This window comes from Micromonospora sp. ZG13 (assembly GCF_059359355.1).
In genome coordinates, this window is the sequence record NZ_JCADBQ010000005.1 from 396,158 (window position 1) to 422,563 (window position 26,406).

The 26,406-nt window shown below is 74.7% G+C and carries 22 protein-coding genes; 8 read left to right on the forward strand and 14 right to left on the reverse strand.

The features are described from left to right. Positions 1 to 20 precede the first annotated feature (20 nt). Positions 21 to 1,715, reverse strand: coding sequence for a hypothetical protein (locus AC5L34_RS14580; protein WP_441174953.1), 1,695 nt, complete (start codon positions 1,713 to 1,715; stop codon positions 21 to 23). Between the two features lie 159 nt (positions 1,716 to 1,874). Between AC5L34_RS14580 and AC5L34_RS14585 the strand changes: the two genes are divergently transcribed. Next, the gene (locus AC5L34_RS14585; RefSeq protein WP_441174954.1) at positions 1,875 to 2,576 is read left to right on the forward strand and encodes an SAM-dependent methyltransferase; all 702 of its coding nucleotides are present in this window, start codon (positions 1,875 to 1,877) and stop codon (positions 2,574 to 2,576) included. A gap of 21 nt (positions 2,577 to 2,597) precedes the next feature. Here AC5L34_RS14585 and AC5L34_RS14590 read toward each other — a convergent pair whose 3' ends face one another. Both AC5L34_RS14590 and AC5L34_RS14595 read right to left on the reverse strand, forming a co-directional pair. Next, positions 2,598 to 5,684, reverse strand: coding sequence for a bifunctional [glutamine synthetase] adenylyltransferase/[glutamine synthetase]-adenylyl-L-tyrosine phosphorylase (locus tag AC5L34_RS14590; protein ID WP_441174955.1), 3,087 nt, complete (start codon positions 5,682 to 5,684; stop codon positions 2,598 to 2,600). Next, entirely contained in the window at positions 5,684 to 6,451 is a 768-nt protein-coding gene (locus AC5L34_RS14595; RefSeq protein ID WP_441174956.1) for a type 1 glutamine amidotransferase, read from the reverse strand. The genes AC5L34_RS14590 and AC5L34_RS14595 overlap by 1 nt, the downstream gene beginning before the upstream one ends. Positions 6,452 to 6,750: 299 nt before the next feature. Here AC5L34_RS14595 and AC5L34_RS14600 point away from each other — a divergent pair, with 299 nt between their 5' ends. Beyond that, a complete protein-coding gene (locus AC5L34_RS14600; RefSeq protein WP_441175144.1) occupies positions 6,751 to 7,626 on the forward strand; it encodes a S66 peptidase family protein in 876 nt (291 codons plus the stop codon). Between the two features lie 18 nt (positions 7,627 to 7,644). Here AC5L34_RS14600 and AC5L34_RS14605 read toward each other — a convergent pair whose 3' ends face one another. Further along, positions 7,645 to 8,529 carry a Vgb family protein gene (locus tag AC5L34_RS14605; RefSeq protein WP_441174957.1) on the reverse strand — a complete coding sequence of 295 codons (885 nt, stop codon included), beginning with the start codon at positions 8,527 to 8,529 and terminating at the stop codon, positions 7,645 to 7,647. Between the two features lie 208 nt (positions 8,530 to 8,737). Here AC5L34_RS14605 and AC5L34_RS14610 point away from each other — a divergent pair, with 208 nt between their 5' ends. Next, entirely contained in the window at positions 8,738 to 9,214 is a 477-nt protein-coding gene (locus AC5L34_RS14610) for a hypothetical protein (RefSeq protein WP_441174958.1), read from the forward strand. A gap of 58 nt (positions 9,215 to 9,272) precedes the next feature. Here AC5L34_RS14610 and AC5L34_RS14615 read toward each other — a convergent pair whose 3' ends face one another. The 5 genes from AC5L34_RS14615 to glnA all read right to left on the reverse strand — a co-directional run bounded on the left by AC5L34_RS14615 (position 9,273) and on the right by glnA (position 15,750). Continuing rightward, positions 9,273 to 9,650 carry a VOC family protein gene (locus tag AC5L34_RS14615; RefSeq protein WP_363625676.1) on the reverse strand — a complete coding sequence of 126 codons (378 nt, stop codon included), beginning with the start codon at positions 9,648 to 9,650 and terminating at the stop codon, positions 9,273 to 9,275. A 42-nt stretch (positions 9,651 to 9,692) separates the two neighbouring features. Next, positions 9,693 to 13,082 (reverse strand): NACHT domain-containing protein, encoded by a 3,390-nt coding sequence (locus AC5L34_RS14620; RefSeq protein WP_441174959.1) that lies wholly within the window; start codon positions 13,080 to 13,082, stop codon positions 9,693 to 9,695. Between the two features lie 71 nt (positions 13,083 to 13,153). Then, complete coding sequence (locus AC5L34_RS14625; RefSeq protein WP_441174960.1) at positions 13,154 to 13,849, reverse strand: helix-turn-helix transcriptional regulator; 696 nt, start codon at positions 13,847 to 13,849, stop codon at positions 13,154 to 13,156. A 36-nt stretch (positions 13,850 to 13,885) separates the two neighbouring features. Beyond that, positions 13,886 to 14,311, reverse strand: a complete 426-nt coding sequence (locus AC5L34_RS14630; protein ID WP_101412099.1) for a DUF350 domain-containing protein — start codon at positions 14,309 to 14,311, stop codon at positions 13,886 to 13,888. Between the two features lie 89 nt (positions 14,312 to 14,400). Next, entirely contained in the window at positions 14,401 to 15,750 is a 1,350-nt protein-coding gene (glnA, locus tag AC5L34_RS14635; protein ID WP_357723539.1) for a type I glutamate--ammonia ligase, read from the reverse strand. Positions 15,751 to 15,938: 188 nt separating this feature from the next. On the opposite strand from glnA, the gene AC5L34_RS14640 reads away from it, so the two are divergent. Together AC5L34_RS14640 and panB are read left to right on the forward strand one after the other, a co-directional pair. Continuing rightward, positions 15,939 to 17,699: an NAD+ synthase gene (locus tag AC5L34_RS14640; RefSeq protein ID WP_441174961.1), complete on the forward strand. Its 1,761-nt coding sequence runs from the start codon at positions 15,939 to 15,941 to the stop codon at positions 17,697 to 17,699. Between the two features lie 135 nt (positions 17,700 to 17,834). Beyond that, positions 17,835 to 18,680, forward strand: coding sequence for a 3-methyl-2-oxobutanoate hydroxymethyltransferase (gene panB, locus AC5L34_RS14645; RefSeq protein ID WP_441174962.1), 846 nt, complete (start codon positions 17,835 to 17,837; stop codon positions 18,678 to 18,680). Between the two features lie 129 nt (positions 18,681 to 18,809). On the opposite strand, the gene npdG is transcribed toward panB, so the two are convergent. Both npdG and AC5L34_RS14655 read right to left on the reverse strand, forming a co-directional pair. Next, complete coding sequence (npdG, locus tag AC5L34_RS14650; protein WP_441174963.1) at positions 18,810 to 19,508, reverse strand: NADPH-dependent F420 reductase; 699 nt, start codon at positions 19,506 to 19,508, stop codon at positions 18,810 to 18,812. A 196-nt stretch (positions 19,509 to 19,704) separates the two neighbouring features. After that, positions 19,705 to 21,138 carry an RNB domain-containing ribonuclease gene (locus AC5L34_RS14655; RefSeq protein WP_441174964.1) on the reverse strand — a complete coding sequence of 478 codons (1,434 nt, stop codon included), beginning with the start codon at positions 21,136 to 21,138 and terminating at the stop codon, positions 19,705 to 19,707. 74 nt (positions 21,139 to 21,212) lie between these two features. On the opposite strand from AC5L34_RS14655, the gene AC5L34_RS14660 reads away from it, so the two are divergent. The 3 genes from AC5L34_RS14660 (at position 21,213) to AC5L34_RS14670 (ending at position 23,980) form a co-directional block, all read left to right on the forward strand. After that, positions 21,213 to 22,271 carry a hypothetical protein gene (locus AC5L34_RS14660; RefSeq protein ID WP_441174965.1) on the forward strand — a complete coding sequence of 353 codons (1,059 nt, stop codon included), beginning with the start codon at positions 21,213 to 21,215 and terminating at the stop codon, positions 22,269 to 22,271. A gap of 361 nt (positions 22,272 to 22,632) precedes the next feature. After that, positions 22,633 to 23,130, forward strand: coding sequence for an NUDIX hydrolase (locus AC5L34_RS14665; protein ID WP_441174966.1), 498 nt, complete (start codon positions 22,633 to 22,635; stop codon positions 23,128 to 23,130). Next, entirely contained in the window at positions 23,123 to 23,980 is an 858-nt protein-coding gene (locus tag AC5L34_RS14670; protein ID WP_441174967.1) for a nucleotidyltransferase domain-containing protein, read from the forward strand. Before AC5L34_RS14665 ends, AC5L34_RS14670 begins: the two co-directional genes overlap by 8 nt. On the opposite strand, the gene AC5L34_RS14675 is transcribed toward AC5L34_RS14670, so the two are convergent. The 3 genes from AC5L34_RS14675 to AC5L34_RS14685 all read right to left on the reverse strand — a co-directional run bounded on the left by AC5L34_RS14675 (position 23,970) and on the right by AC5L34_RS14685 (position 26,282). Beyond that, positions 23,970 to 24,836, reverse strand: coding sequence for an AraC family transcriptional regulator (locus tag AC5L34_RS14675; RefSeq protein ID WP_088999097.1), 867 nt, complete (start codon positions 24,834 to 24,836; stop codon positions 23,970 to 23,972). The genes AC5L34_RS14670 and AC5L34_RS14675 overlap by 11 nt on opposite strands. Positions 24,837 to 25,003: 167 nt before the next feature. Then, complete coding sequence (locus AC5L34_RS14680; protein WP_441174968.1) at positions 25,004 to 25,465, reverse strand: hypothetical protein; 462 nt, start codon at positions 25,463 to 25,465, stop codon at positions 25,004 to 25,006. Between the two features lie 142 nt (positions 25,466 to 25,607). Continuing rightward, a complete protein-coding gene (locus tag AC5L34_RS14685; protein ID WP_441174969.1) occupies positions 25,608 to 26,282 on the reverse strand; it encodes a phosphotransferase in 675 nt (224 codons plus the stop codon). Between the last annotated feature and the right edge of the window lie 124 nt (positions 26,283 to 26,406).

Genomic DNA, 26,406 nt, shown 5'->3' on the forward strand with positions numbered 1-26,406 from the left:
TGGCCCCGGGCGGCGTCGCGTCACGAGCCGGTCGGGCCGCAGTGCCCCGCCGGGGAGAGGCTGCTGGTGACCCGGTACGTGCCGGCGACCCGCGCCCGCACGGTGGTCCAGCCGTCCGCACCGGGGCGCAGGCAACCCTCGGCGTCCGGCAGTGACAGCCAGCGGGACCAGCGCACGCGTACCAGGACGTCGGCGGGGGTGTCGACGGTGAACCGCACGCCGGCCGCGGTGGACTCGACGAGGCTGGCCGGCGGGCTGACCAGCGGCGCGGGATCCACCACCTCGTAGAGCCGCCAGCGGCCCGGCCGCGCCACCTCGCGCAGGTACGGCTGCCCGGTGAGCACGAGAGCCGCCTCGCCGCGCGCGTACCGGTCGGGGACGTCCTCGGGCGCCACCGCCACGAGGCTGACCGCGTTACGCCGCAGCCAGTCGCCGTACTCGGCGGCGTCGGGCCCGGAGCCGTAGAACAGCGGGTTGCGGTCCACGTCGACCTGCCGCTCCCAGCCGCGCGCCACCGGTACGGCCTCCGCCACGTACGCGCTCTCCCAGTGGTCGCGCAGCGGCACGACCTCGACCCGACCGACCGGTGCCCGCCGGCGCAGCTCGTCCAGCAACGGTTCATAGAACGCGGCGTGCACGGGTGCCGACCCCATCCGGGCCAGGTCGCTGGTCATCACCGGCGACTGCCACCAGAGCAGGGCAGCCAGCAGGGCGGCCAGCCACCGCGGGCCGAGCACGACGAACGCGGCGACGACCGGCAGCGCGAAGAGCATCGGCAGGCGCAGCGCGTTCGACCCGATCGGGGTGGGCAGGTAGTAGGCCGCCACGAGCAGCAGCGCGCTGAGCGCCGCCCCCACGCGCAGCACCCGGAGCGGCACCAGCGCGAGCACCACGACGGCGAGCGCGACGTTGATCCGCATGGACTCGGCGGTGAAGGGTTGCCGGCCACCGTTGCCGAACATGAGCGCCATCGGCCCGATCGCGGCCAGCGGGGCCAGACACAGCACCAGGCCCTCCGCCCGGAGCGCGCGCAGCGACCGCGCCCACGGTTGGTGATCACCGCGCTGGTGTGCGGCAGCGCGCCACACGTCGGTGACCAGGAGGGCTCCCCCGGCCAGCCCGGTGAACAGGCCGGCGACCGGGCTGCCCCAGGTCGCGAGCGCTCCCAGCGCCCCGGCCAGCACCAGGCGCGCCCAGCGGGGGCCGCGGTGGGTCGCGACGGCGCAGAGCCCCAGCAGGCCGAGCATCAGGCCGACCGCGAAGGTGATCCGGCCGCTGGCCAGGTTTCCCACCAGCACCACGGCGCCGAGCACGCCCCCGAGCAGGGGCCTGGGGGCCCGCCCCCGCAGCAGCAACCAGGCCAGCGCCACGGCGGAGACGACGGCTGCGACCGCGCCGACCTGCCGTGTCCCGACCGCCGCGCCGAGCGTCTGGGTGTAGAGGCTGTAGCCGAACTGGTTGACGCCGCCGTACCACGAGAAGTCGATGGGCGCGAAGCCGTGGCGGGCGGCGAACCCGGCGCGGGCGGCCTGCGCCGCCAGGTCGGTGCCCATGGGCGGCGCGAGCAGGAACGCCCCGGCCAGCACGACCGACACCCCGAGTGTGCCGAGCAGGGTGCGCCGGGCGTCTCGCGTCGCGGCCACGTCCACCCGCCGCCCGGGGGTGGCGGGCGGTTCGGCGGTGTTCGTCGGGGAACTGCCCCGGTTGGTCGGCACCGAGCAGTCCTACCACGTCAGCCGGCCGACGGCCGGGCCGGGGCGACGGACACCGCCTCGGCCATTGTTGCCGTTCCGGCAACATTGCTTGCTCCTTCCGCCGCCGGCGCGCACGATCGGGACAGCAGGTCACGAGGCAGCGCAGCAGGAGGACGAGACGTGCACCACGACACGACGGCCGGGCAGCACCGGCACGACGACACCCCAACGACCACCGGTCAGGGCGGGCGGCACCCGGACGTGGACCAGGAGACCGCGCGGTTCTGGGAGGAGCACTACGGGCGGCACGAGCGGGTCTGGAGCGGCCGGGCGAACCCGATCCTGGTCGACGTCGCCGGCTCGCTGCCGGCCGGCACCGTGCTGGATCTCGGCTGCGGGGAGGGCGGCGACGCGCTCTGGCTGGCCGGGCGGGGCTGGCGGGTGACCGCCGTCGACGTCTCCGAGACCGCCCTCGCCCGCGCGGCCGAGGAGGCGAGCTCCGCCGGGGTCGCGTCCCGCATCGAGTTCCGCCGGCACGACCTCACCCGCACCTTCCCGCCGGGCGAGTACGACCTGGTCTCCGCGCAGTTCCTCCAGTCGCCGCTGGAGTTTCCCCGGGCGGAACTGCTCCGCTCGGCGGCCCGGGCCGTGGCACCCGGGGGCCGGCTGCTGATCGTCGAGCACGGCGAGGTCCCGCCGTGGGGACGGCACGACCACGCGCACGTGCGCTTCTCCACGCCGCAGGAGACCCTGGCCGCGCTCGACCTCGACCCCGAGCGGTGGGACACCGAGCGGCTCGACGCCCCGCGCCGCCAGGCCACCGGCCCGAACGGCGAGACCGGCGAACTCGTCGACCACGTGGTGCTGGTCCGCCGCCGCTGAGGATCCGGCCGTCCGGCGGGCTCAGGAGTCGAGCACGCGTTCCATCGCCGTCCGGGAGCGGCGGCAGGTGCGCAGATATTCGTCGAGGAACTCGCCGGGGTCGTCGCGGCCCAGCAGCCGGACCACCCCGGCCAACTCGACGCCGTGCCGGGGCAGCTGGTCGCCCTCCCGGCCCCGGACCAGCATCAGCGCGTTGCGGACCTGCGCGGCCAGCGTCCACCCGGCCGCCATCTCCGTGGCGTCCGTCGGATCGACCAGGCCCGCGTCCCGGGCCGCCGCGAGGGCGTCGAGCGTACGCGTGCCGCGCAGCGCCGGGATCGCCCCCGCGTGCCGGAGCTGGAGCAGCTGCACCGCCCACTCGACGTCGGCGAGGCCACCCCGCCCCAGCTTGGTGTGGGTGGCCGGGTCGGCCCCCCGGGGCAGCCGCTCGTGCTCCACCCGCGCCTTGATCCGGCGGATCTCCACCACCTGCTCGCGGCTCAGCCCGTCGGCCGGGTAGCGCACCGGGTCGACCATCGCCTCGAACTCGGCGCCGAGATCGGCGTCGCCGCAGACGAACCGGGCGCGCAGCAGCGCCTGCGCCTCCCACACCTTCGACCAGCGGGCGTAGTACTGCGCGTACGCGGCGAGGCTGCGCACCAGCGGGCCCTGCCGGCCCTCCGGGCGCAGGTCGGCGTCCACGCCCAGCGGCGGGTCGGGCGCGGGCATGCCGAGCAGCCGGCGCAGCTCCTCGGCGATCGCGCGGGCGGCGCCGGCCGCGCGATCGCCCGCGTCGGCCGGCGCGTCGTAGACGAAGAGCACGTCGGCGTCGGAGAGGTAGTTCGACTCGTACCCGCCGAGGCGGCCCACGCCGATCACGGCGAAGCGCAGCCCCGGCACGGGCGGTTGGGCGACCCGGGCGGCCCGCAGCGCGGCGGCCAGGGTGGCGTCGGTGACGTCCGCCAGGGCGGTGCCGACGGCGGTCACGTCGGCGAGGCCCAGCGCCGCCCGTGCGCCGTCGGGCCGGGGCGGCGACGGGGCCAGCGAGCCGGCCCGGCTCAGCAGGTCGGCGCAGGCGATCCGGACGAGTTCCCGGCGGCGCAGCGCGCGGATCGCCCGGGTGGCCTCGACCGGGTCGGCGTGCCGGGCCGCCGCGGCGGCGAAGCCCTCGCAGAGGACCGCGCGGGGCCGGGGGGTCAGCTCGCTCTCCTCGGCCAGCAGCCGCAGCGCCTCCGGCTCGCGGGCCAGCAGGTCGGCGGCGTACCGGGAGGAGGAGAGCACCCGGGCCAGCCGGCGGGCCACCGGCCCGGAGTCGCGCAGCAGGCGCAGGTACCAGGGCGTGCTGCCGAGTTTGTCGGAGACCTGCCGGTAGTTGAGCAGGCCCCGGTCGGGCTCGGGGGCGTCGGCGAACTCGCTGAGCAGCACCGGCAGCAGGGTGCGCTGGATGGCGGCGGTGCGACTCACCCCGCCGGTGAGGGCCTGGAGGTGACGCAGCGCCCCGGCGGGGTCGGCGAAGCCGAGGATCTCCAACCGGTGCCGGGCCGCCTCGGGGGTCAGCCGCAGCCCGTCGGCCGGCACCCGGGCCACCGACTCCAGCAGCGGCCGGTAGAGCAGCTTGGCGTGCAGTCGGCGTACCTCGGCCGCGTGGGTGACCCACTCGGCGCGGAACTCCTCGACGGCGCTGCGGCCCGGCGTGGCGGTGTGGCCCAGCGCGGCGGCCAGCCAGCGCAGCGCGGCGGGCTCGGTCGGCACGGTGTGGGTGCGGCGCAGCCCCTGGAGCTGGAGGCGGTGCTCGACGCCGCGCAGGAAGCGGTAGCCGCGCAGCAGCGCCTCGCCGTCGGCCCGCCCGACGTAGCCGCCGGCGACCAGCGCGCGCAGCGCCGGGATCGTGCCCGGTACCCGCAGCGACTCGTCGCCCCGGCCGTGCACCAGTTGCAGCAGTTGCACGGCGAACTCGATGTCGCGCAGCCCGCCCGGGCCGCGCTTGATCTCGCGCTCCAGCTCCTTCGGCGGGATGTTGTCGATGATCCTGCGCCGCATGGCGCGCACGTCCTCGACCGCCTCGGGCCGCTCGGCGGCCCGCCACACCAGCGGGGCGAGCTGGTCGATCCACTCCCGGCCCAGCGCCAGGTCGCCGGCCGCCGGCCGCGCCTTGAGCAGCGCCTGGAACTCCCAGGTGCGCGCCCAGCGCCGGTAGTAGGCGAGGTGACTGGCCAGCGTCCGCACCAGCGGCCCCCGGTTGCCCTCCGGGCGCAGCGCCGCGTCCACCGGCCAGGCGACCAGCCCGCAGACGTGGATCAGCCGGGTCGCGACCGTGGTGGCCGCCGCGAGGTCGTCGTCCTCGGCAGCCACGAAGATCACGTCGACGTCGGAGACGTAGTTTAGCTCGTCGCCACCGCACTTGCCCATCGCCACGACGGCGAGCCGGGGCCGGGGGGTGCCCTCCGGCAGCTCCCCGACCGCGATCTCGTACGCCGCCGCCAGGGTCGCGTCGGCCAGCGCGGAGAGCGCCGCCATCGTCTGCTCCAGGCCCCGGCCGCCAGTCAGGTCGGCCGCCGCGATCCGCAGCAGCGCCAGCCGGTACGCCTTGCGCAGCACCGCCACCGGCTGCCCCTCGCCGGACAGGTCGAGCCGTCCCTCGGCGGTCGGCGCCAGCCCGTCCGGAGCGGTGCGCAGGGCCGGCCACTGGTCGGGGTTGGCGACCAGGTGGTCGCCGAGCGCGGAGGAGGCGCCGAGGACGGCGATCAGCCGGCGGCGCAGGCCGGCGTCGTCGGCGAGCGCCGCCAGCAGCGCCGAGGGCGCCTGCTCCGGGGCCACCCGAGGCTCGGCCTCGATCGGCGTCCCGGCGTGGGCCTTCCCCCGGGGACGACCGACGGCGCGGCCGGTGCCGTTCGCGGCCACCCGGCGCTCGGCCTCGACGAGGCGGTGCAGCTGGCGCAGCGCCAGGTCCGGGTCGGCGGCCCGGGAGAGCGCGGCGAGCAGCTCCGCCGCGCGGTCGTCGGCGGGTTCCTGCGCGTCCGGCCGCCACAGCCCGAGCCCGTCCGGTCCGAGCAGGTCGGCGGTGCGGGTGGCGTCGGTGCCGAAGCCGTAGCGGGCGAGCCGTCCCGCGGCCCTGGCCGGCCGGCTCATCACTGCCCGAGCAGGGGCAGGCTACGGCGGGGCGTGGCGTCGTCCAGCTCGCCCAGGGCCAGGGCGGCGAACCGGGCGGCGAACGGCTGCCAGACCTCCTCGACGTCGACCATCACGTCGTGGCAGGCCGCCACCACCAGGTCGGGGTCGTAATCGAGCTCGGCGAGCAGGGTCGAGTCGGCGGCCCAGTCGGCGATCATCGCGGTGTCGCACTCGATGTGGAACTGCAACCCCCAGGCCCGGTCGCCGAGGCGAAACGCCTGGTGGGGATAGCGGGTGGAGGCGGCCAGCAGGGTGGCGCCCCGGGGCAGCTCGGTGATCTCGTCGGCGTGCCACTGGAACACGTCGGGCATCAGCGGAACGTAGCGGAAGAGCGGGTCGGTGTCGGCGGCGTCCCGCTTGCCGACCACGCAGGGCCCGACCTCCGGGCCGCTCGGGCTGCGTACGACCTCGCCGGCGTGCGCGGTGGCCAGCAGCTGCGCGCCGAGGCAGATGCCGAGGGTCGGCACCCGGTGCCGGACGGCCTTGCGCAGCAGCCCCTCCAGCGCCAGCAGCCAGGGCGCGCCGGGCGACCCGTCGGGCAGCGGGTACGGCGCCAGCGCGCCGCCGAGCACCACCAGCGCGGAGTATCCCGCCAGGTCGGCCGGGATCTCGTCACCGGCGTGGGCGCGTACCACCCACAGGTCGAGGCCGGCTTCCGTCAGCCACTCCCCCAGCCGGCGGACGTCGTCGGTCGGGTCGTTCTCGATCACCAGCGCGGTAGCCACGACGTCGAGGCTAGCCGGTGCCCCCGACGCACCCCGGAACGCCTCCGCCGGGCGCGGCGGGTGTTCGGCTCAGGGGGCGCGCAGCGCGTCGAGCATCCGGGACAGGGCGGCGCGGGTGTCCGCCAGAGCGGCCGGGTCGCTCGTCGTCATCACACCCGTCGCACCGTCGGCGGACCGGGCCGACCGGTACGTGGGCGCCTGACCCGCCGCGACTAGGCTCAGCCGCTGTGTCCGACCACGCCCGCACGAGCCCCGCCACCGCCGTACGACCGCCGGTGCTGCGGCCCGGCGACACGGTGATGCTGGTGTCGCCGTCCGGGCCGACCCGGCCGGAACGGGTGGCCCGGGGCGTCGAGCTGCTCACCGGCTGGGGACTGCGGCCGGTGCTGGCGCCGAACGCGTACGCCCGGCAGGGCTACCTCGCGGGCGCCGACGAGCTGCGCGCCGCCGACCTGAACACCGCGTTCGCCGATCCGGGGGTGCGCGGGGTGATCTGCACCCGGGGTGGCTACGGCGCCCAACGCGTCGTCGACGCGATCGACATGGCCGCCGTACGCCGGGACCCGAAGGTGGTCGCCGGCTTCTCCGACATCACCGCGTTGCAGTTCGCGCTCTGGCGGGGCGCCCGGCTGGCCGGCGTGCACGGCCCGGGGGCGGCGTGGTCGCCCGAGCGCACGCCGCTGCGTTCGGCCGAGTCGCTGCACGCCGCCCTGATGACCACCGAGCCGGTCACGGTCAGCGCCGCCGCCGAGGAGGAGACCTTCGCGGTACGCGTACCCGGGCGGGCCACCGGTCCGCTGCTGGGCGGCAACCTCTGCCTGATCGTGGCGTCGCTGGGCACGCCGGACATGCCGGACCTGACCGGCGCGATCCTGCTCGTCGAGGACGTCCAGGAGCCGCCCTACAAGGTCGACCGGATGCTCACCCAGCTCCGCCGCGCCGGTGCCCTCGACGGGCTGGCCGGCGTGGCGGTGGGCCAGTTCACCGACTGCGCGGACGGCTGGTCGGTCGGCGTCGCCGACGTGCTCTCCGAGCGCCTCGGCGACCTCGGCGTCCCCGTCCTCGGCGGTCTCCCGATCGGTCACGGCCCAGGCCAGCTCAGCGTCCCGATCGGCACCGAGGCCACCCTCGACACGGAAACCGGCACCCTCACGGCCACCCCCGCCGTACGCTGACCCACCCACTCGGCCCCGTCAGGGGGTCAGGTGGGCCAGGGCGCCCGTCTCCAGGGCGACCCAGACCGCGGCATCCGGGGTGACCGTGAGGCCGTGGGGTTCGGAGGCCGGGGTCGGCAGGTCGTGGGTGATGATCGTGCCGTCCGGGGCGACGTGGCCGATACGGTTGCCGCCCCACTCCGTGTACCAGCAGCCGCCGGCCGGGTCGGCGACGATCGCGTGCGGCCGGGCGGACCGGTCCGGCAGCGGGTACTCGGTGATCCGCCCGTCCGGGGTGATCCGGCCGAGCTGACCGGCGCCGATCTCGACGAACCAGAGCGCCCCGTCGACGCCGGCGGTGATGCCCACCGGCGCGGCCCCCTCGGTCGGCAGCGCGTGCAGGGTCACCTCGCCGGCCATGTCGATCCGGCCCACCGCGTTCGCCTGGTTGAGCGTGAACCACACGGCCTCGTCGGGCCCGGCGGCGACCATCGAGGCGAACGCGCCGCTCACCGGCAGCGGGAACCGCGTCCGCTCCCCGTCGACGGTGACCCGACCGATCGCGTCGGCGTTCATCGCCGCGTACCAGAGGGCCCCGTCGGGCCCGGCGGCGATGCCGCAGGGGCCGGTTCCGGCCGGCAGCTCGACGGCGCTCAGCTCGCCGCCGGTGGTGATCCGGCCGATCCGGTCGTCGCCGGAGCGGGTGAACCAGAGGGCGCCGTCGGGGCCCGGCGTGATGATCAACGGTCGGCTGTCGGGCGCCACCGGCCACGTGCGCAACTCGCCGTCCGCGCCCACCCGGGCGATCCCGCCGGCGTGGACCAGCGTCAGCCACAGCGCGCCGTCGGGGCCGGCCGTGATGCCGTACGGGCCGGTGCCGGCCCCGGTCAGGGGGACTTCCCGGATCTTCGCGGACGTCGTCAAGAGGGTCACCTTCCGTCACCTGCTCCGCCCCGGCGGGGGCCCTACCGACCGCACACCCTTGCCGCCCCCGCGCGCCGGTGCAACCCGTTTGTCCGGTCGCGCCGCCGGATTGCCAGCTCGCTGACAGGGTCGCCACGGCTCCCGCCCAGCCCGGCTGGTCACTGTCGGTGAGGTCATCGCACCACCCATCGACGAGCTGGAGGACGACATGTCCCGCACCATGAGGAAGAAGCACCTGCTGGCCGGGCTGGCCGCGGCGGGCGTACTCGGCGTGGGCCTCGCCGCCCCGACGGTCGCGTTCGCCGCCGACGGTGCCACCCCGACGCCGAGCGCCAGCACCGGCGCCACCGGGGACGGCGACCGCGAGCGGCAGCGCACCGACCGGCAGGCTGAGTTCGCCGAGAAGCTGGCCGCGGAGCTGGGCGTCGACACCGACAAGGTGACGGCCGCGCTGGAGAAGCTACGCGAGGAGCACAAGCCGGCCGACCGGCCCGAGAAGGGCGACGGGCCCGGCAAGGGCGACTCCCCCGACCGGCAGGCCGCGATGAAGGAGCGCCTGGCGCAGGCCGTCGAGGACGGCAAGCTCACCCAGGAGCAGGCCGACGCCGTCACCGCCGCCGCCGAGGCGGGCGTCCTGCCCGGACCGGGCGGCCGGGGCGGGCACGGCGGACCGGCCGGCAGGTGACGTACGCCGTCCGTCCCGGCGACCCGGCCGGGGCGGACGGCGACCCGGCCGGGTCTGCTCAGGCCTGCGGCGGCGGGGCGTAGACGCCGAAGTGGTTGCCGACCGGGTCGGCCAGGTGGGCGAAGGTGAGCCCGTTGTCGTTGGACCTCGGCGGCACCAGCACCTTGCCGCCTGCCGCCTCCGCCCGTCGGGCGGCGTCGGCCACGTCGGCCACCTGCACGTAGAAGATGGCGTAGTTCGGGCTCGTTCCGCCGGTGTCCCGGACCGCGCCCTGGATGGATCCCTCCGGCCCCGGCTCCGTCACCCGGTACGACGCCTCCGGCGTCCCCTGCTCGCCGAACGCCCAGCCGAACAGGTCGGTGTAGAAGCGCCCGGTCTCCTCCGGCCGGTCCGTGCCGACCTCGAACCAGTTGACCCCGCTGGTGATCGTGGACATGTGTCGCCTCCCGTTCGCGCGCCGGCCGTTCGGCCGGCGCCGTCAGGAGTCAGCCTCCGCCCCGTCCGCGACACCGTCCTGTCGGTGTTTGCGACCGGACCGCTCCTCGGACGGGGCGGTGAGCGGAATCAACCGGTGGACCAGGTCGGGGCGACGCGATCCGTGGCGGGCGCGGAAACTCGCCGCTTCGGCCACCGACACCGGATACCGCCGCACGCCCGCCTCGTACGTGCGGGCGACCAACTCCGCGGTGTCGGTGTCGAGCCAGTCGAGCGGACTGCCGCCAGCGGCGGCAAACCACTGTGCGCCGGCGATCAGGCGGTCGGCCTGCTCAGCCAGCCTGACGTCGGTCTCCCGGTCGCGGCCGAGGAAGGTAAGAACGCAACGGGCGGCCGACGCCAGCAGGGAGCCGACGAGCGTCACGTCCTCTTGGAGAAGACACAGCACATCGGCGACGAACGCGGCGGACAACCCGGGGTCGGTCGAGATCCGATCCAGCACGAACTCCGCCACCGGCAGTTGCGGTGTCTCGTCCGGCTCCTCCACGATGGCCAGCAGGCGTTGGTAGGCCCGCTCCCGCTCCCGAGCCCCCGCGCCGAGGATCGGCAGAAGCGACACGTCGAGCAGGAGCCGGGCTTCCGACCGGTCGCCGTCCGGGAAGGTCCAGAAGCCGCCGAGCGCGTCGAGCGGATGGCCCAGCGGTCCCAGCGCGTGCAGCGCCGTGTCGAGATCCGGGTCGCACTCGAAGTGCGCGGTCCGAGCGAACAGGGCGAAGTCAGTTCCGGTCGTCAGGTAGTAGCTCGCCGCGTCTACCTCCGAATGGCTGTCGTCCCTGGAGCCGGTGACGAACCAACCGGGGTCGCCCGTCGGTGGCGGCGACTCGTCCCGACCTTCTCCGATGGAGAGGAGCAGATCCCGTCGCGTTCCCGTCCACGCCCGCTCGACCCGCACGACGCCCAACAGGCCGGCGTACTCGCTGTCGCTGAGCTGGGAACGCCAGAAGAGAGCCAGTCGGTTCCACCCGGACGCCACGTCGCCGCTGTCCGGGTGGAGTTCGCTTGCCCGCAGTTGACCGCGTGCGGCGAGCAGCAGCACGAGCAGGTTCACGCCGTACACCGCGTGGCGTGCCGGAACCGACAACTGCCGAGGCTCATACGACTCGAAGCGGCGAGCCGGTCGCCGGTCGGGCGCCGCCCGGAACAGGCGCAGCAGCAGGTCGACGACGGCGTCCCGCCGGCTTTCGCCCCACGACGTCAGGATCTCGGTGAGGAAGGTGACGATCGGGGTGCGTCCGGTCAGTGTCGCGAAGGACAGCAGGGCGTGGAGCGGATCGTCGTCCGTCGGCGTGGCCCCCAGCAGGGCGCTCGCCTCCCGGGCCGCCAGGTCGTCCAGCACCAGCGCGGTCGTCCGGGCGATCAGGAACTCACCGAAGGTGGCGTGCAGGAACTCGTAGGTGCTGGCCCGGCTCTCGTCTCGCATCGCCTGTGAGCGGTGCACGAAGAAGAAGCGGCCCAGGACGATCTCGGCAGGTCGCAGCGGGGTACGCAGGTGTCCGTCGGTCGCGACTGCCGCCGGACGGCTGCCCAGGAACGGCAGCGCGGCGAGATCCGACTCGAAGCCGTTCTCGGTGACCCACTGGACGCCCCGGTTGAACATGCCGAACGCCACGATCGACAACCTGCGCAGCTCGTCCTCCGTCGCCCGGTCCAGGTCCCGCTCGGACAGGCCCGGCCGGTGCTTCATGACCTCGCGGCGGGCGAAGCTGCGCAGCAGGCGCTCGTAGAGCTCGCCCCGGCCCAGCTCGCCGGCCGATCGCAGGTCGTTGCCCTCGGCGTCGTAGAGCGCCAGCATCAGCAGCAACAGCGGCTGTTCGGCCAGCTCACGGTGGGCCAGCACCGTCGCCGGCTCCAGCGGCTGTACGCCGAGCGCGCGGAACGCCCCGGCGTTGACCCGGTTCCAGGTGGCAGTCCAGGCCCGTACCCGCTCGCCGTCGAACGGCTCCAGCCGCACCGCCACCGTGCCGGGCGGCGGCTGCGCCCGGTCGGCGACGCTGGTACGGCTGGTCACCAGCACCGCCACCGGCCGTCCCTGATCGGCCTCGCGCCGTTGGAAGGCCGCCACCCGGCGCAGGTAGTCGGTCTGGCTGACCCCGGTGGCCTGGAGCAACTCGTCGAAGCCGTCGAGCAGCACGACCGGCAGGGCGTCACCGGCCGACCTGGACAGGCCGGGCCAGTCCACCCGCTCCCCGGTGTCGTTACGGACCGCCTGCTCGATCTGGTCCTGGAGCTCCCCGGCGGCGTGGACGTCTCGCAGCACCACCCGCACCACCATGAAGTCGGCAGCCGGCAGCTGCGCGGCGAGGACCCGGGTCAGCACCGACTTGCCGGAGCCCGGCTGGCCGAGCACCAGCAGCGGGGCGCGGGTGGCGTTCGGCGAGGTGAGGTGCACGACCAGGGACTGCCACAGGTCGTCACGCAACGGCCGCCCGTCCCACCACGCCTCGTCACTCGGTCGCGCGTGGGCGGGCAACTCCTCGATCCGGCACAGCGGCGGCACGTACGCCTCGCCGAGCGTCGGCACCGTCAGCCCGGTCGGCACGTCCCCGGACGAGATGATCGGCCGTCCCAGCTCCGCGCTGTACGCCACGGCGAGCGCCGCCCGACGGCCGTCGGGCGGGCTCCCCGCGGAGAGGGCGACCAGGGCCTGCCGCATCTCGTCCAGCCCCACCGAGAGGGCGCGCACCTGCGTCCGGGTCGCCTCGTGCTCGTGCAGGCCGATCCAGAACGCCACCTCGACGTAGTCCACCGCGAGCTGGGTCAGCAGGTCGCGGTGCCGGTCGGCGGCGGTCCTGGGCAGCCGGAGCAGCATCTCCTCCGTCGCCTGTCGCCGCCATTCTTCGACGGCCTCCCACGCGGCCAGGCCGCGTAGGAGGTGCAGCAGCCGGCCGACGAGCCCGCCGTAGTAGGCGACCAGGGAATGGCGGAACGCGGGATAGGGCAGTTGCGGGCCGGGCAGCGGCGCCGCGGTGGCGAAGAACGCGTCGGTGAGGGCCGCCTCGTGCACCGCTCCTGAGCCGGCCAACGACAACTGCTCGGCCTTGCTGATCCGGGCGCTCGCTACGTCGAAGGGCAGGTCGATCTCGCTCATCACCTCGAAGAAGGCGGTCACCGCGATGACGGCGTGCGCCGCCTCCAGGCGCTGCGTGCGGTGGTACCGGGACAGCCCGGAGCGCTTCTCGGACACGCCGCGTACCAGCTCGTGGCCGAGCCGGACGAACTCCGCCTTCGCGTCGAAGATCCCCAGCAGCGCCGGCACCGGCACCGAGGCGGCCAGCAGGGCCCCTCCAGTCAGCTTGTCGAACCAGTCGACGACCCTGCTCTTCTCCCCGCCGAGCAGGCGTACGGCGTCGGCGTAGCTGAGCGCGTCGGGCACGTGGTGACCTCCTGCGGGAACATGCGGAAGGGACAGCATGCCGTGCGCGGGAGGGCCGCGCTGTCCCATGGTCAGACCAGGCTGAGCCGGCGGACCCGCTCCGTGGGGATGTCGATGTCGTCGGCGGCCAGCTCGCGTTCCGGCACCCTCTCCGCCAGCGTCGTGACCGAGGTGATCCGGTCGGTGCGGAAGGCGCGGATGCCGTCGCGCAGCCGGCACCAGCCCAGCAGGTACCAGTGCCGAGGGTTGCCGAGGTAGCCCAGCGGTTCCACGTCGCGCAGCGAGCCGGCGCCCGCGCGGTCGGCGTAGCGGATGCGCAGCACGCGGCGCGCACGCACCGCGTCGGCGACGGCGGCCGGGACGGGTGCCACCGGCCCATCGCCGATCAGGTGCACCCGGGCGGCGAGCCGGTGCGCCTCGGCGGCGTCGGCAGCGGGCATCACGGAGATCAGCTTGCGCAGGGCGGTGCCGGTCGCGGCGGCGAACGGCGTGCCGCGCATCCGGTGCAACGCCACCGCCATGGCGACCGCCTCGACGGGGGTGAGGTTGACCGGTGGCAGGGTGCGGGCCCGGTCGAGCGCGTAGCCGCCGGTGCGGCCCGGCTCGGCCCAGATCGGCACGCCCGACTCCTGGAGGGCGCCGATGTCACGCTCGATCGTGCGGGTGCTCACCTCGAAGCGGTCGGCGAGCCAGCGGGCGCTGCGCGGCCGTGGTGACACGGCGCGCAGCTCCTCGACCAGGGCGTAGAGACGGTCCGTCCGGTTCACCCCCGCAACCTACGACGCGGGTGTGACGGGAGCGGCTCAGGCGATGCAGGCGCAGACGATCAGCGCGGCGCCGAAGTGCGTGGCGGCGCTGACCCGGGCCGCCGGGTGCGGCTCGTCCGAGCAGATGATCTCGCCGAGCTTGCCCGGGGTCAGCAGGTCCAGCACGAAGAACGCCAGTGCCATGATGGCCAGGCCGACCAGGCCGAAGACCACCGTCGAGGCGAGGCCCTTGGCGAAGTCGCTGTAGCTGGTCAGGATCGCGGTGAACACGATCCCGGCGATGCCGAGCTGGTTGGCGGCGAGCAGCAGCGCGGCGTTGCCGTTACGGCGTACCCAGATCAGCTCCCGCAGCCGGCCCGGAGTGAGCATGTCGACCAGCCCGAACCCGGCCGCCATCAGGGCCACCCCGACGACCCCGAACACCACGCTCTGCCATGCTCCGCTGAGCAGGTCTTCCAGCACCGACTGCCTCCCGAACTCTGCGCCCGGCGGGGATGCCGGCGCGGTGACCGAGACGATAGCGGCACCGCGCCAGCACGGCAGCCCTCGCCCTACAGCGACAGGTAGCGCTGCCGCTCGTAGGGGGTGACCTCGCGGCGGTACTGCTCCCACTCGGCCCGCTTGTTGCGCAGGAAGAAGTCGAAGACGTGCTCGCCGAGCACCTCGGCGACCAGCTCGGAGCCGGCCATCACGTCGATCGCCTCGGCGAGGTTCTCCGGCAGCGGCTCGTAGCCCATCGCCCGACGCTCGGCGCTGGTCAGCGACCACACGTCGTCCTCCGCGCCCGGCGGCAGCTCGTAGCCCTCCTCGATGCCCTTCATCCCGGCGCCGAGCAGCACCGCGAAGGCCAGGTAGGGGTTCGCCGCCGAGTCCGGCGAGCGGACCTCCACCCGGGCCGAGTTCGGCTTGCCGTAGGCGGGGACCCGGACCAGCGCCGACCGGTTCAGGTGACCCCAGCAGACGTACGCGGGGCTCTCGGTCACCCGGTCCGGCAGCGCCTGCGGGAACAGCCGCTTGTAGGAGTTGACCCATTGGTTGGTGACGGCCGTGTACTCCCGGGCGTGCACCAGCAGCCCGGCGATGAACGCCCGCGCCACCTTGGACAGCTTCATCGGGTCGCCGGCGTCGTGGAACGCGTTGCGCTCCCCCTCGAACAGCGACAGGTGGGTGTGCATGCCGCTGCCCGGCTGGTCGGTGAACGGCTTCGGCATGAAGGTGGCCTGCACGCCGGTGGAGAGCGCCACCTCCTTGACCACGTGCCGGAACGTCATGATGTTGTCGGCCGTGGTGAGCGCGTCGGCGTAGCGCAGGTCGATCTCCTGCTGCCCGGGGGCCACCTCGTGGTGGCTGAACTCCACCGAGATGCCGATGCGCTCCAGCGCCAGCACGGCCTGGCGGCGGAAGTCGCGTGCCACGGCGTGGGTCGTGTGCTCGAAGTAGCCGCCGGTGTCGACCGGGACCGGCACCGAGCCGTCCAGCGGACCGTTCTCGAGCAGGAAGAACTCGATCTCGGGGTGGGTGTAGAAGGTGAAGCCCTTCTCGGCGGCCTTCGACAGCGCCCGGCGTAGCACGTGGCGCGGGTCGGCCCAGGACGGGCCGCCGTCGGGCAGCAGGATGTCGCAGAACATCCGGGCGCTCTCGCCGCTGACCCCGCCCTCGAACGGGAAGACCTGGAAGGTGGTCGGGTCGGGCATGGCCACCATGTCGGACTCGAAGACCCGGGCGAAGCCCTCGATCGCCGAGCCGTCGAACCCGATGCCCTCCTCGAAGGCCGCCTCCAGCTCGGCGGGGGCCACCGACACGCTCTTGAGCGTGCCCAGCACGTCGGTGAACCACAGCCGGACGAACCGGATGTCCCGCTCTTCCAGCGTACGGAGGACGAACTCCTGCTGACGGTCCACTTCCACCCCTCGCGACACCGTTGCGCACCTGCGGCCGGGGCTGACCCGGCCTGACCGACCAGTGTCCACCCGCCTCGTTACGCCGACGTTACGCGACCGGCCGGCCGGCGTCCCGTCCTGTCCCGCGGCTCCCGCCGTGGCACGCCGCCCGCCGTGTCGGGTCCGACCGGCTGGGGCAAGATGAGGACATGCCCACCCTGCGTCTCGCCCTGTGCCAGGTCAACCCGACCGTCGGCGACCTCGCCGGCAATTCCGGCCTGGTCCGTGACTGGACCCGCCGGGCCGCCGACGCCAGCGCCCAGATCGTCGCGTTCCCGGAGATGATGCTGACCGGCTATCCGGTCGAGGACCTGGTCTTCCGCCGGTCCTTCGTCGCCGCGTCGAAGGCCGCGCTGGAGCGCCTCGCCGCCGATCTCGACGCCGACGGGCTGGGCGCGCTGCCGGTGCTGGTCGGCTACCTCGACGCCGACGGCCCGCCGCAGGTCAGCGGCGACGCCGAGCCCGGACGCGGGGCCCGCAACGCGGCTGCCCTGCTGCACCACGGTCGGATCGTCGCCACCTACTTCAAGCACCACCTGCCCAACTACGGCGTCTTCGACGAGGACCGCTACTTCGTCTCCGGCGACGCCCTGAGCGTCGCGCGCGTGGGCGGGGTTGACGTGGCGCTGACCATCTGTGAGGACCTGTGGCAGGCCGGCGGTCCGTTCGCCGCCGCCCGTCAGGCCGGCGTCGGCCTGGTCCTGTGCGTCAACGGCTCGCCGTACGAGCTGAACAAGGACGACGTCCGGCTGCCGCTGGTCCAGCGCCGGGCCGCCGAGGCCGGGGCGACGATCGCGTACGTCAACATGGTCGGCGGCCAGGACGAGCTGGTCTTCGAGGGCGACTCGATGATCGTGGCCGCCGACGGCGAACTGCTGGCGCGGGCCCCGCAGTTCGTCGAGCACCTGCTGGTGCACGACGTGGAGCTGCCCGCGGCCGGGGAGCAGGGCGCCCCGGAGCAGGTGCTGGCGGACGGGATGCGGGTGGTCCGCGCCGAGGCCGGCGACATCCCGCCCGCGCCCACCGGGCCCGCCGTCACCGGCGGGACGATCGCCCCGGTCGCCGACGAGGCCGAGGTGTGGCAGGCGCTCGTGCTGGGCCTGCGCGACTACGTGAACAAGAACCGGTTCCCCTCGGTGGTGCTGGGCCTCTCCGGCGGCATCGACTCGGCGGTGGTGGCCGCGCTGGCCGTCGACGCGCTCGGGCCCGACCGGGTGGTCGGCGTGTCGCTGCCCAGCCAGCACTCCTCGGAGCACAGCCGGGAGGACGCGGCCGACCTGGCGAAGCGGACCGGGCTGGACTACCGGGTCGAGCCGATCCAGCCGATGGTGGACACCTTCCTGGCGAACATGTCGCTCTCCGGGGTCTCCGTGGAGAACCTCCAGGCGCGGGTACGCGGGGTGATCCTGATGGCGCTGTCGAACCAGGAGGGGCACCTGGTGCTGACCACCGGCAACAAGAGCGAGCTGGCGGTCGGCTACTCCACCCTCTACGGCGACTCGGTCGGCGGCTTCAACCCGGTCAAGGACGTCTGGAAGACGCTGGTGTGGCGGCTGGCGAAGTGGCGCAACGCGGATGCTGCCCGCCGGGGCGAGACCCCGCCGATCCCGGAGAACTCCATCGGCAAGCCGCCGAGCGCCGAGCTGAGCCCGGGCCAACTCGACAGCGACACGCTGCCCGACTACGACGTGCTGGACCCGATCCTGATCGGCTACGTCGACGGCGACCTGGGCCGCGACGGGCTGGTCGCCTCCGGCCACGACCCGGCCGTCGTCGACCGGGTGCTGCGGATGGTGGATACCGCCGAGTACAAGCGCCGCCAGTCCGCGCCGGGCGCGAAGATCTCGATGAAGGCCTTCGGGCGGGACCGGCGGCTGCCGATCACGAACCGGTGGCGCGAGGACGGCTGAGCCGGGTCGCTCCCGGGCCGGCGGCGGCCCGGGAGTGACATCCTCCACTGCGCTCTGCCGCCGGCCGGTCGTCGGGTGCGACGATCGCGGCGGAACCCGGGGACCGCGTACGCGGCCTCGAGGAAGGAGAGAGTCATGGTGGAGTCCACCCCGTCCGAGGTGACCGCCCTCTACGGCGGCCCGGCCACCCGGCGGGTACGCACCCGCGACCTGATCGCCGCCAAGGAGCGCGGCGAGCGGTGGCCGATGCTGACCTCGTACGACCAGTACACCGCCTCGATCTTCGACCAGGCCGGCATCCCGGTGCTGCTGGTCGGCGACTCGGCGGCGAACAACGTCTTCGGCTACGAGACGACGGTGCCGGTGACCGCCGAGGAACTGCTCCCGCTGGTGCGCGCGGTGGTCCGGGCGACCCGGCACGCGCTGGTCGTCGGCGACCTGCCGTTCGGCTCGTACGAGGAGGGCCCCACGCAGGCGCTGCGTACCGCCGTGCGGTTCATGAAGGAGGGTGGCTGCCACGCGGTGAAGCTGGAGGGCGGCCGGCGCTGCGCGGCGCAGATCGCCGCCATCACCGGCGCGGGCATCCCGGTGATGGCGCACGTCGGCTTCACCCCGCAGAGCGAGCACGCCATCGGCGGCTACCGGGTGCAGGGGCGCGGCGACACGGCCGACGACGTGATCGCCGACGCCCACGCGGTCGCCGAGGCGGGCGCGTTCGCCGTGGTGCTGGAGATGGTGCCAGGGCAGGTGGCCAAGCGGATCACGGCGGAGCTGCCGATCCCGACCGTGGGCATCGGCGCCGGCGCCGACACCGACGCGCAGGTGCTGGTCTGGCAGGACATGGCCGGCCTGCGTACCGGCAGGGCGCCGCGCTTCGTGAAGCGCTACGCCGACCTGGCGGGTGCCCTGACCGACGCGACCCGGCGCTTCGCCGACGAGGTCCGGGGCGGCGACTTCCCCGCCGCCGAGCACACCTTCTGAGCCGCTCGACGGGCGGCCCCACTCGCCCGAGATCTTGGTATGGGATGGCCCCTCAGGGGGCCGTTTCCTACCAAGATCTCGGGCGAGGCGAGGCGAGGCGAGGCGAGGCGTGCGGGCAGGCGGGTGTCGTCAGAGGTCGGTGACGCGGATGCCCGCGTGCGCCTTGTAGCGCTTGTTGATGGCGATCAGGTTGGCGGTGAACGCCTCGATCTGGTGGGCGTTGCGCAGCCGGCCGGCGTAGATGCCGCGCATGCCGGGGATCCGCGCGGCGAGCGCGGCGACCACGCCGACCAGCTCGCGGTCCTCGGTGCAGATCAGCACGTCGAGGTCGATCCGGTCGATCTCCGGGTCGGCCAGCAGCGGGGCGCTGACGTGGTTGAACGCGGCGCAGACCCGCGAGTCGGGCAGCAGCCCGGCGGCCTGCTGCACGGCGCTGCCCTCCGGCACGGCGAGGGCGTACGGGCCCTGCTTGTCGAAGCCGAGCGGGTTGACGCAGTCGACGACGATCTTGCCGGCGAGCGGCTCGGCGAGGGCGGCGACGGTGGCGGCGTGCCCGTCCCACGGCACCGCGATGATGACCACGTCGCTGCGCCGGGCCACCTCCTCGTTGCCGGCGCCGGTCACCCGGGCTTCGGCGGGCACGCCGGGCAGGGCCGCGATCTCCTGGGCGGACTGGACGGCCCGATCGGCGGTACGGGACCCGATCAGCACGGACTGGCCGGCCCGGGCGAACCGGTAGGCGAGGCCCCTCCCCTGGTCGCCGGTGCCGCCGATGATGCCGACGGTCAGCCCGGACACGTCGGGCAGCGTGCTCGCGTCGTAAGCCATGCCGTCATCCTCGCAAACCCGCAGGCCGGCGGCAGCGGCGGGCGCTGTGACAATCCCCGCTGCCGCAGCAGTGCCGGGCAGCCGCCATCGGCGGGAACCGGACCAGCCCGGCGGCCACCACGCAGGGGGCGAGCGGGCCCCGGGATCGGGCCCCGCCTGGCAGCCACCCGCGCAGGGGGCGAGCGGGCCGGCGGGATCAGGCCAGTTCGAAGGCCACCGCGCGGGTGGCGGGGTCGGCGGTGACCAGGCGGACCCGGACCCGTTCACCGAGCGGCAGGTCGCCGAGGCAGCGGGCGCGCACCGGCGGGTCGTCCAGCGCCACGGTGCCACCGGGCCGGCGGCCCGGGCGGGCCTTGCCGTCCGGGGACGCGTCGACGTCGAGCACCGCCGCGTCGAAGGTCTCGCCCACCCGGTGCTCCAGCAGCACCGCCTCGGCCAGCTCGATCGCGCCCCGGGTGGCCGTCGACGCCACCCGGTCGGTCGTGGCCATCACCTCCGGCAGCCGGGGCAGCGCCGCGCGGGCCCAGTCGGGCACCGCACGGCCCTCGTGCAGGGCCAGGCAGACCTCCGTGGCGTACCGGTCGGCCAGTCGCCGCAGCGGCGCCGTGACATGGGCGTACGCGGCCGCGACCCCGCCGTGCTCCCGCTGCTCGGGCGGCGAGCCGTCGAAGGCCGTGTACGCGGCGCCCCGCATCAGCTCGGCGGCCTGGTCGACGAAGGCGGCGGCCCGGGGCTGCGACGGGTCCAGCCCGGCGATCACCTCGCCGGGGCCGGCGCCGTCCGGCCAGCGCACGCCCAGCGGGGCGGCGGCGGCCCGCAGCCGCGCCACCGCCTCGGGCTTCGGCGCCGGCATCGTACGCAGCAGACCGATCCCCCCGGCCAGCATGATGTCGGCGGCGGCCATCCCGGTCAGCAGCGAGATCTGGGCGTTGTGCTCCTCCATCGGCACCGGCCCGCGCAGCACCAGCCGCCAGCCGTCGCCCTCGGCCTCCACGTCCTGCTCGGGCAGCGGCAGGTTGATGGCGCCCCGGCGCAGGCCACGGGCGGTGAGCAGGGCCCCGATCTCGGGCAGCAGGGCGATCGGGTCGGGCAGCCGGCCGGCGTCGGCGGCCGCCTGCACGCCGATGTAGTCCAGCTTGGCCCGGCTGCGGACCAGCGCGCGTTCCAGCGTGACCCCGACGGTGCCGCCGTCGCCGTCCAGGTCGACGGTCCACACGACGGCGGCGCGGTCGACGTCCGGCAGGAGGCTCGCCGCGCCCTCGCTGAGGGTCTCGGGATGCAACGGCACGGTGCCGTCGGGCAGGTAGACGGTCTGCCCGCGCCGCCAGGTCTCCTCCTCCAGCGCCCCGCCGGGGCGCACGTGCGCGGCGACGTCGGCGATGGCGTACGTCACCCGGAAGCCGCCACCGGGGCGGCGGGCGAGGTGCATGGCCTGGTCGAGGTCGCGGGAGCCCTCGGGGTCGAGGGTGACGAACGGCACCTCGGTGCGGTCGGCGGCGGGCCGGGGCGGCGTGGCCGCCGCGGCGTCGGCCTCGCGCTGCGCCGCGGCTGGGAACCCCTCGGGCAGACCCAGTTCGCGGCGCAGCGCGCCGAAGTCGATGCGGGGTGCGAGTACGCGTCGGATCACCACGGGGTCAATCCTGACAGTGTGGCGGATGATCCGCTTCCCGACGAGCGCCGCCCGTCCCGCGTCACGGTCAGCCGGTGGCCCGGCGCGCGCTCGCCCGTACGCCCCGGGGGGCGGTGGCCCGCGCCGGGGTCGCCGGGGCGGGTGCCTTGCGGGCGGTGACCTTCTTGGCCGGCGCCTTGGCGACGGTCGTCTGCTTCGCCGGGGCCTTCTTCGCCGCCGCCTTGCGGGTGGTCGCCGAGGAGGTCGCCGTGGCCTTCCTGGCGGGGGCCTTCGTCGCGGCGGCCTTGCGGGCGCCGCCGGTGGGCCGGGTGGTGGCCGTTTTCCTGGCCGGCGTCGTCTTCTTGGCGGTGGCCTTCTTCGCGGGGGCCTTCGCCGCCGTCGTGGCCTTCTTCGCGGGGGCCTTCGCGGCGGTCGTGGCCTTCTTCGCGGGGGCCTTCGCCGCCGTGGTGGTCTTCTTCGTCGCCGAGGCGACCTTGCCGGTGGTCCTGGCGGGGGCCTTCTTCGCCGGCGCGGTGGTCTTCCTCGCCGTGGTCGCGGCCTTCGTCGCCGCCTGCCGGGCGGGCGTCTTCGCCGACGTCGTCTTCTTCGCCGTCGTGCTCCTGGCCGCCGCCGTCGTCCGCTTCGCCGCGGCGGGGGCCTTCTTCGCGGCGTTGGTGGTCGCCTTCTTCGCCGCGGCCGTCGTCTTCTTCGCCGCCGTGGCGGTCCTGCTCGCCGCCTTCTTCGCGGGCGCCTTCTTCGCGGGCGCCTTCTTCGCGGGCGCCTTCGCGGCGGTGGTCTTCTTCGCCGGGGCCCGCCCCGCACCGCCCGCCGCCTTCGTCGCGGGCGCCTTCTTCGCCGCCGTGGACGTGGCGGCCGGGCGCGCGGTCCGCGTCGTACCCGCGGTCCGCTCCGCCGCGGCGGTCTTCCTGGCGGTCGTGCGTCTGGCGGCCGGGCGGGTGGTGGCCTGCTGTGCTTCGGCCATCTCGGTTCCCTTCCTGGGGACGTGCTCTCGCGCTCGCGGAGCACCGCGTACCTCGGCGCGGGCCGTCCCGCGCCGACTATCTGTCCTCCCCGGCCCAGCGGGCGTCCTCGGCCTCCCACGCTTCGTTGCGCTCCCGCACCGTCTGCAGGGCGTTCTCCGCGTCGGCGGCTGAGGCGTACGGCCCGAGAACGTGCCTGGCGGGGCACACGTCGGCATCGGTCTCGACCCGGTGGTGACGGGTGCACCAGTAGAAGTGCCCACCGTTTCCGCTGTCGCTCATGGGATCACTGTGCACCGCGAACCACCCGGCCGCCACCGGAACACCACAAGTCGCCGATGTTCTCCACAGTAGACGTGCTCCCGCCGGCAGGGGCTGGAACTGCGGAAACAGGGTCGCCGGTGCCTGCCGAGCACCCCGGGGGGCCCGCGTCGACGCCGAGCTGGCGAAGGAGTACGCGCGGGCGGCCCGGGAGATCAGCCTGTCGGGGCGACGCGGCCCGCTCCGCCGTCCCGGGGCCGGTTAGGGTCGCCGGATGGGCGTTCCGGACCACATCCTGCGGCTGCGCGAACGCGTCGGCCACGACCTGCTGCTGTTGCCGAGCGTGAGCGCGGTGGTGCGCAACGACGCCGGCGAACTGCTGCTCGGCAGGCGCGCCGACGACGGGCGCTGGTCGGTGGTCAGCGGCATCGTCGAGCCGGGCGAGCAGCCGGCCACGGCGGTGGTGCGCGAGGTGCGGGAGGAGACGGGCCTGGAGGTCGAGCCGGTCCGCCTGAGCAGCGTCGTGTCGCATCCGCACACCTATCCCAACGGCGACCGCTGCGAGTTCTTCAACCTCGGCTTCCACTGCCGGCTGGTCGCCGGCACCGCCCGGGTCAACGACGACGAGTCGGTGGCCGTGGAGTGGTTCCACCCGGACCGGCTGCCCCCGCTGGACCGGCACGCCCGGCTGACCGTCGCGCACGCCCTCGACGCGGAGCCGACCGCCTGGTTCCTGCCCGCCGGGACGGCCTGGGCCGAGTCCGATGAATGACCTCGACCCGCCCCTGCGCCGCTACCTCACCGACCTGGTCGCCGCCGCCCGCGACGTCCTCGGCGACGACCTCGTCGGGGCGTACGCGGCCGGCTCGGTCGGGCTGGGCGCGTACCAACCGGGGCGCAGCGACGTCGACGTCGCGCTGGTCTGCGCCGACGCCCTCGACGCCGGGCGCAGGCGGGAGCTGGTGGCACGGCTGCGGCACGAGGCGCTGCCCTGCCCCGCGCGTGGGCTGGAGCTGGTCGTCTACCGACGGGAGGTCGCCCGCTCCGGCACGCCGGAGCCTGGTTTCGAGGTCGAGCTGAACACCGGCGCGCGGATGCCGTTCCGGGCGACGTGGGCCGCCGCCGACCGGCCCGTCGAGGACGGCCTGTTCTGGTACGGCCTGGACCGCAGCATCCTGCACCAGAGCGGGCTCGCCCTGCTCGGGCCGCCTGCGGCCGAGGCCTTCGCCGACCTCTCCCCCGCCGACCTGCGTCGCCTGCTGACCGACGCGCTGCGCTGGTGGCTGGCGCTGCCGACCCCGCCCGGCGACGGTCCCGCCCCGGGGGCCGAGGACGCGGTGCTCGGTGCCTGCCGCTCCCTGGTCAGGGTCCGCCACGGCGTCTGGCTGTCGAAGGTCGACGCCGGCCGCCGGCTGGTCGCCGACGCCCGGCTGGCCGCACCGACCGCCGCCGGGCAACCCGCCTACGCGGCCGGTGACGGCGGGGCCGTGGGCGTGATCGGTGACGGCGGGGCCGTGGGCGTGATCGAACGGTCGATCGCGGCGCGGGCCGGCGGGCCCCCGCCGAGCGGACCCGAGGCCCGCGCCTTCCAGCGCCGGGTGCTGGACGAGATCAGCCGGTGACGGGCTCCACCGGGATCCAGAGTTCCGCGTCGGCCTCCGTGCCGTCCGCCGACAGGCGGGTGCGGGAGATCTCCGGCCCCGGCCGGCTGCGGTACGGGTTGGACGGGAACCACTGGGTGAACACGTCGCGCCACAGGTACTGCACCGCCTGCGGGAACGCCCCGGAGGTCTCGAAGACCGCCCAGGCGCCCGCCGGCACGGCCAGCGCGTCCAGGTCCTCCGGCGCGTCCGCGCCCGTCACCACGCCGTACCAGTAGTCCAGCTCGGTGCCCTCCGCCCGACCGTCGGCCACGTTGGCGCTGACGTTGACGATGCCCTGCGGCTCCTGGTCGGACAGGGCCTCGATCCGGCGTACGGTCTCCGGGGGGATGCCCTTGACGAAGGCGACGATCGCCGGGTTCATCCCCTCGTGCACCAGCGGCACCCGGGCCTTGCGGCCCACCAGCTGGAACCCGTCCTTCTGCACGATCCGGTATCGCATGCTGCTGCTCCCTTCGACGACGAGTCGGAAGGACATCCGGGGCTGGGAGCGCAGCGCCGCCCCCGTACGCCTGGCCTCGCCGGGGCCCACGCCGTGCACGGCGTGGAACGCCCGGGCGAACGCCTCGGTGGAGCCGTAGCCGTAGCGGACGGCGATGTCGAGCAGCGTCCGTCTTCCCGCGAGCACCTCCCCGCCGGCGACGGTGAGCCGCCGACGCCGGACGTACTCGGACAGGCCCACGCCTGCCAGCGCGGAGAAGAGCCGGCGGAAGTGGTACTCCGACGTCACCGCGATCCGCGCCAGCTCGGCCACCTCGATCTGCTGGTCGAGGTGCCGCTCGATGTGCTCCATGGCCTGGTTGAGCCGCTCCAGCACCCGGTTCTCCTTCCCTTTCCGATCAGCAACGCTAGGCGCGCGGGAGGGTGCCCGACCCGACATGCTGTGCCCGGATCGGTCGGTCCCGCCGGCCGTCCGGACGGGCCCCGCCGGGACTGACCGTGACGGTGCGCCTGAGGGGCGACGTCGCTACGCGGTTCGAGGCCTCAGCGGCGGCCGCACCAGGCACGGGCCGGCGTGGTGCGGACCAGGAGTCCGCTCGCCGCCAGCGCCAGTACCGCCAACAGCCCGCCCGCCAGCGCCGCGATGAGGGCCGGATCGACCGGAGCCGTGATCAGCGACCCGAGGCGCGGTCCGAAGAGCAGCATGATTCCGGCCCCGGTCAGGAACGCGAGGGCGACCGGCGCGGCGAACCTGTGCACCACCCGCCACGCCGTCGGGCCGCCGCGCCAGAGCCCACGGAGCACGACTGCGACCGCACCGGTGCAACAGACCAGGGCGAACCAGTTCCCGACGCCACCGACCTCGCCGAGCAGCGCGACGTCCACGGCGAGCGTGTACGCCCACCAGAACGCCAGCAGCAGCGTGCTCACGACGATCGCGGGCGGCCGTCGCAGCGGCTCCCGCCCATCGGGCGGCGCGCCGTGATCCAACGACTCGTCGATCATTGCCGGATCCTATGCTCCCGACCGACCGGGGTGCGGCGACCGATCGCAGGCGGACGTGCGACCGTACGCCTCGTCGGCGGCGCCCTCCCGTTGCTCGCGGCAGCTTCCGGCGCTGCCCGTCAGCGCCTCTCGGCTGCCGGCTTCACCGGCGACCAGTGATGAGAGCGGCAGCGGCGTCGAGCCGCTCCCGCTCAGTGCCGGTGAGTGCCGGATCGGTCCGCCGTCTGGCTACGGCCTGGTCCAGCGCGGTCAGCGCACTGCCGCCGACGCATTCCAGGAAGGCGTCCAGCAGGGTCGCGGCCGACGACGCCAGAGGATGCGCCCCCTCGACGGCCACCTGGGCGAGGATGACCGCGGTGAGCGCGACGTCGAGGTCTGCCGGCCCCTCGGCCGCGTTGCGCCAGTCGATCACGACCGGCCCGCGTGACGTCAGCATGACGTTCTCCGGGTGCAGGTCGAGGTGCAGGATCCGGACGTCCCCGCCGTCGCTGAGCCGGGGCGGCAACGCGTGCAGTCGGTGATGCAGATCCGCCAGGCAACTGGCCGTTTCCACGGCGTCGAGCTCGCCGGCGAGGAATGCCGACAGCATGGTGGGCCCGTCCAGTCGTTCCATGACGAGATCGGCCCCTTGTGCCCGGTGGACCGTGGGCACAGGGAAGCCAAGACTCGCCACGTACGCCATGACTACGGCCTCAGCCGCAACGTCCCCACCCTCGCGGTAACGGCGGAGGACGCGTCGATCGTCGATGACGAAGACGTCAGCGTCTCGACCCGACGCCAGAGGGGCCGATTCCATACCGCGACAGTACCCAGTCATCAGGGATCTCGAATCCGGCGACGCTCTTGATCGGGGCTGCGGGCCGGGGGCGGAACCGGAAGCTGGCGCGGCAGCGAGCCGACGTTGCGCGCCGCCGTCATGATCCGCGCACCCTTCTCGGCCA

Bases quoted from the DNA above. Each gene is read 5' to 3' on its own strand.
- AC5L34_RS14640 (WP_441174961.1), top strand. From the start codon at position 15,939: ATGCCCACCCTGCGTCTCGCCCTGTGCCAGGTCAACCCGACCGTCGGC.
- AC5L34_RS14685 (WP_441174969.1), bottom strand. From the start codon at position 26,282: ATGACTGGGTACTGTCGCGGTATGGAATCGGCCCCTCTGGCGTCGGGT.
- AC5L34_RS14590 (WP_441174955.1), bottom strand. From the start codon at position 5,684: ATGAGCCGGCCGGCCAGGGCCGCGGGACGGCTCGCCCGCTACGGCTTC.
- AC5L34_RS14600 (WP_441175144.1), top strand. From the start codon at position 6,751: ATGCTGGTGTCGCCGTCCGGGCCGACCCGGCCGGAACGGGTGGCCCGG.
- AC5L34_RS14680 (WP_441174968.1), bottom strand. From the start codon at position 25,465: ATGATCGACGAGTCGTTGGATCACGGCGCGCCGCCCGATGGGCGGGAG.
- AC5L34_RS14615 (WP_363625676.1), bottom strand. From the start codon at position 9,650: ATGTCCACGATCACCAGCGGGGTCAACTGGTTCGAGGTCGGCACGGAC.
- panB (WP_441174962.1), top strand. From the start codon at position 17,835: ATGGTGGAGTCCACCCCGTCCGAGGTGACCGCCCTCTACGGCGGCCCG.
- npdG (WP_441174963.1), bottom strand. From the start codon at position 19,508: ATGGCTTACGACGCGAGCACGCTGCCCGACGTGTCCGGGCTGACCGTC.
- AC5L34_RS14610 (WP_441174958.1), top strand. From the start codon at position 8,738: ATGTCCCGCACCATGAGGAAGAAGCACCTGCTGGCCGGGCTGGCCGCG.
- AC5L34_RS14670 (WP_441174967.1), top strand. From the start codon at position 23,123: ATGAATGACCTCGACCCGCCCCTGCGCCGCTACCTCACCGACCTGGTC.
- AC5L34_RS14665 (WP_441174966.1), top strand. From the start codon at position 22,633: ATGGGCGTTCCGGACCACATCCTGCGGCTGCGCGAACGCGTCGGCCAC.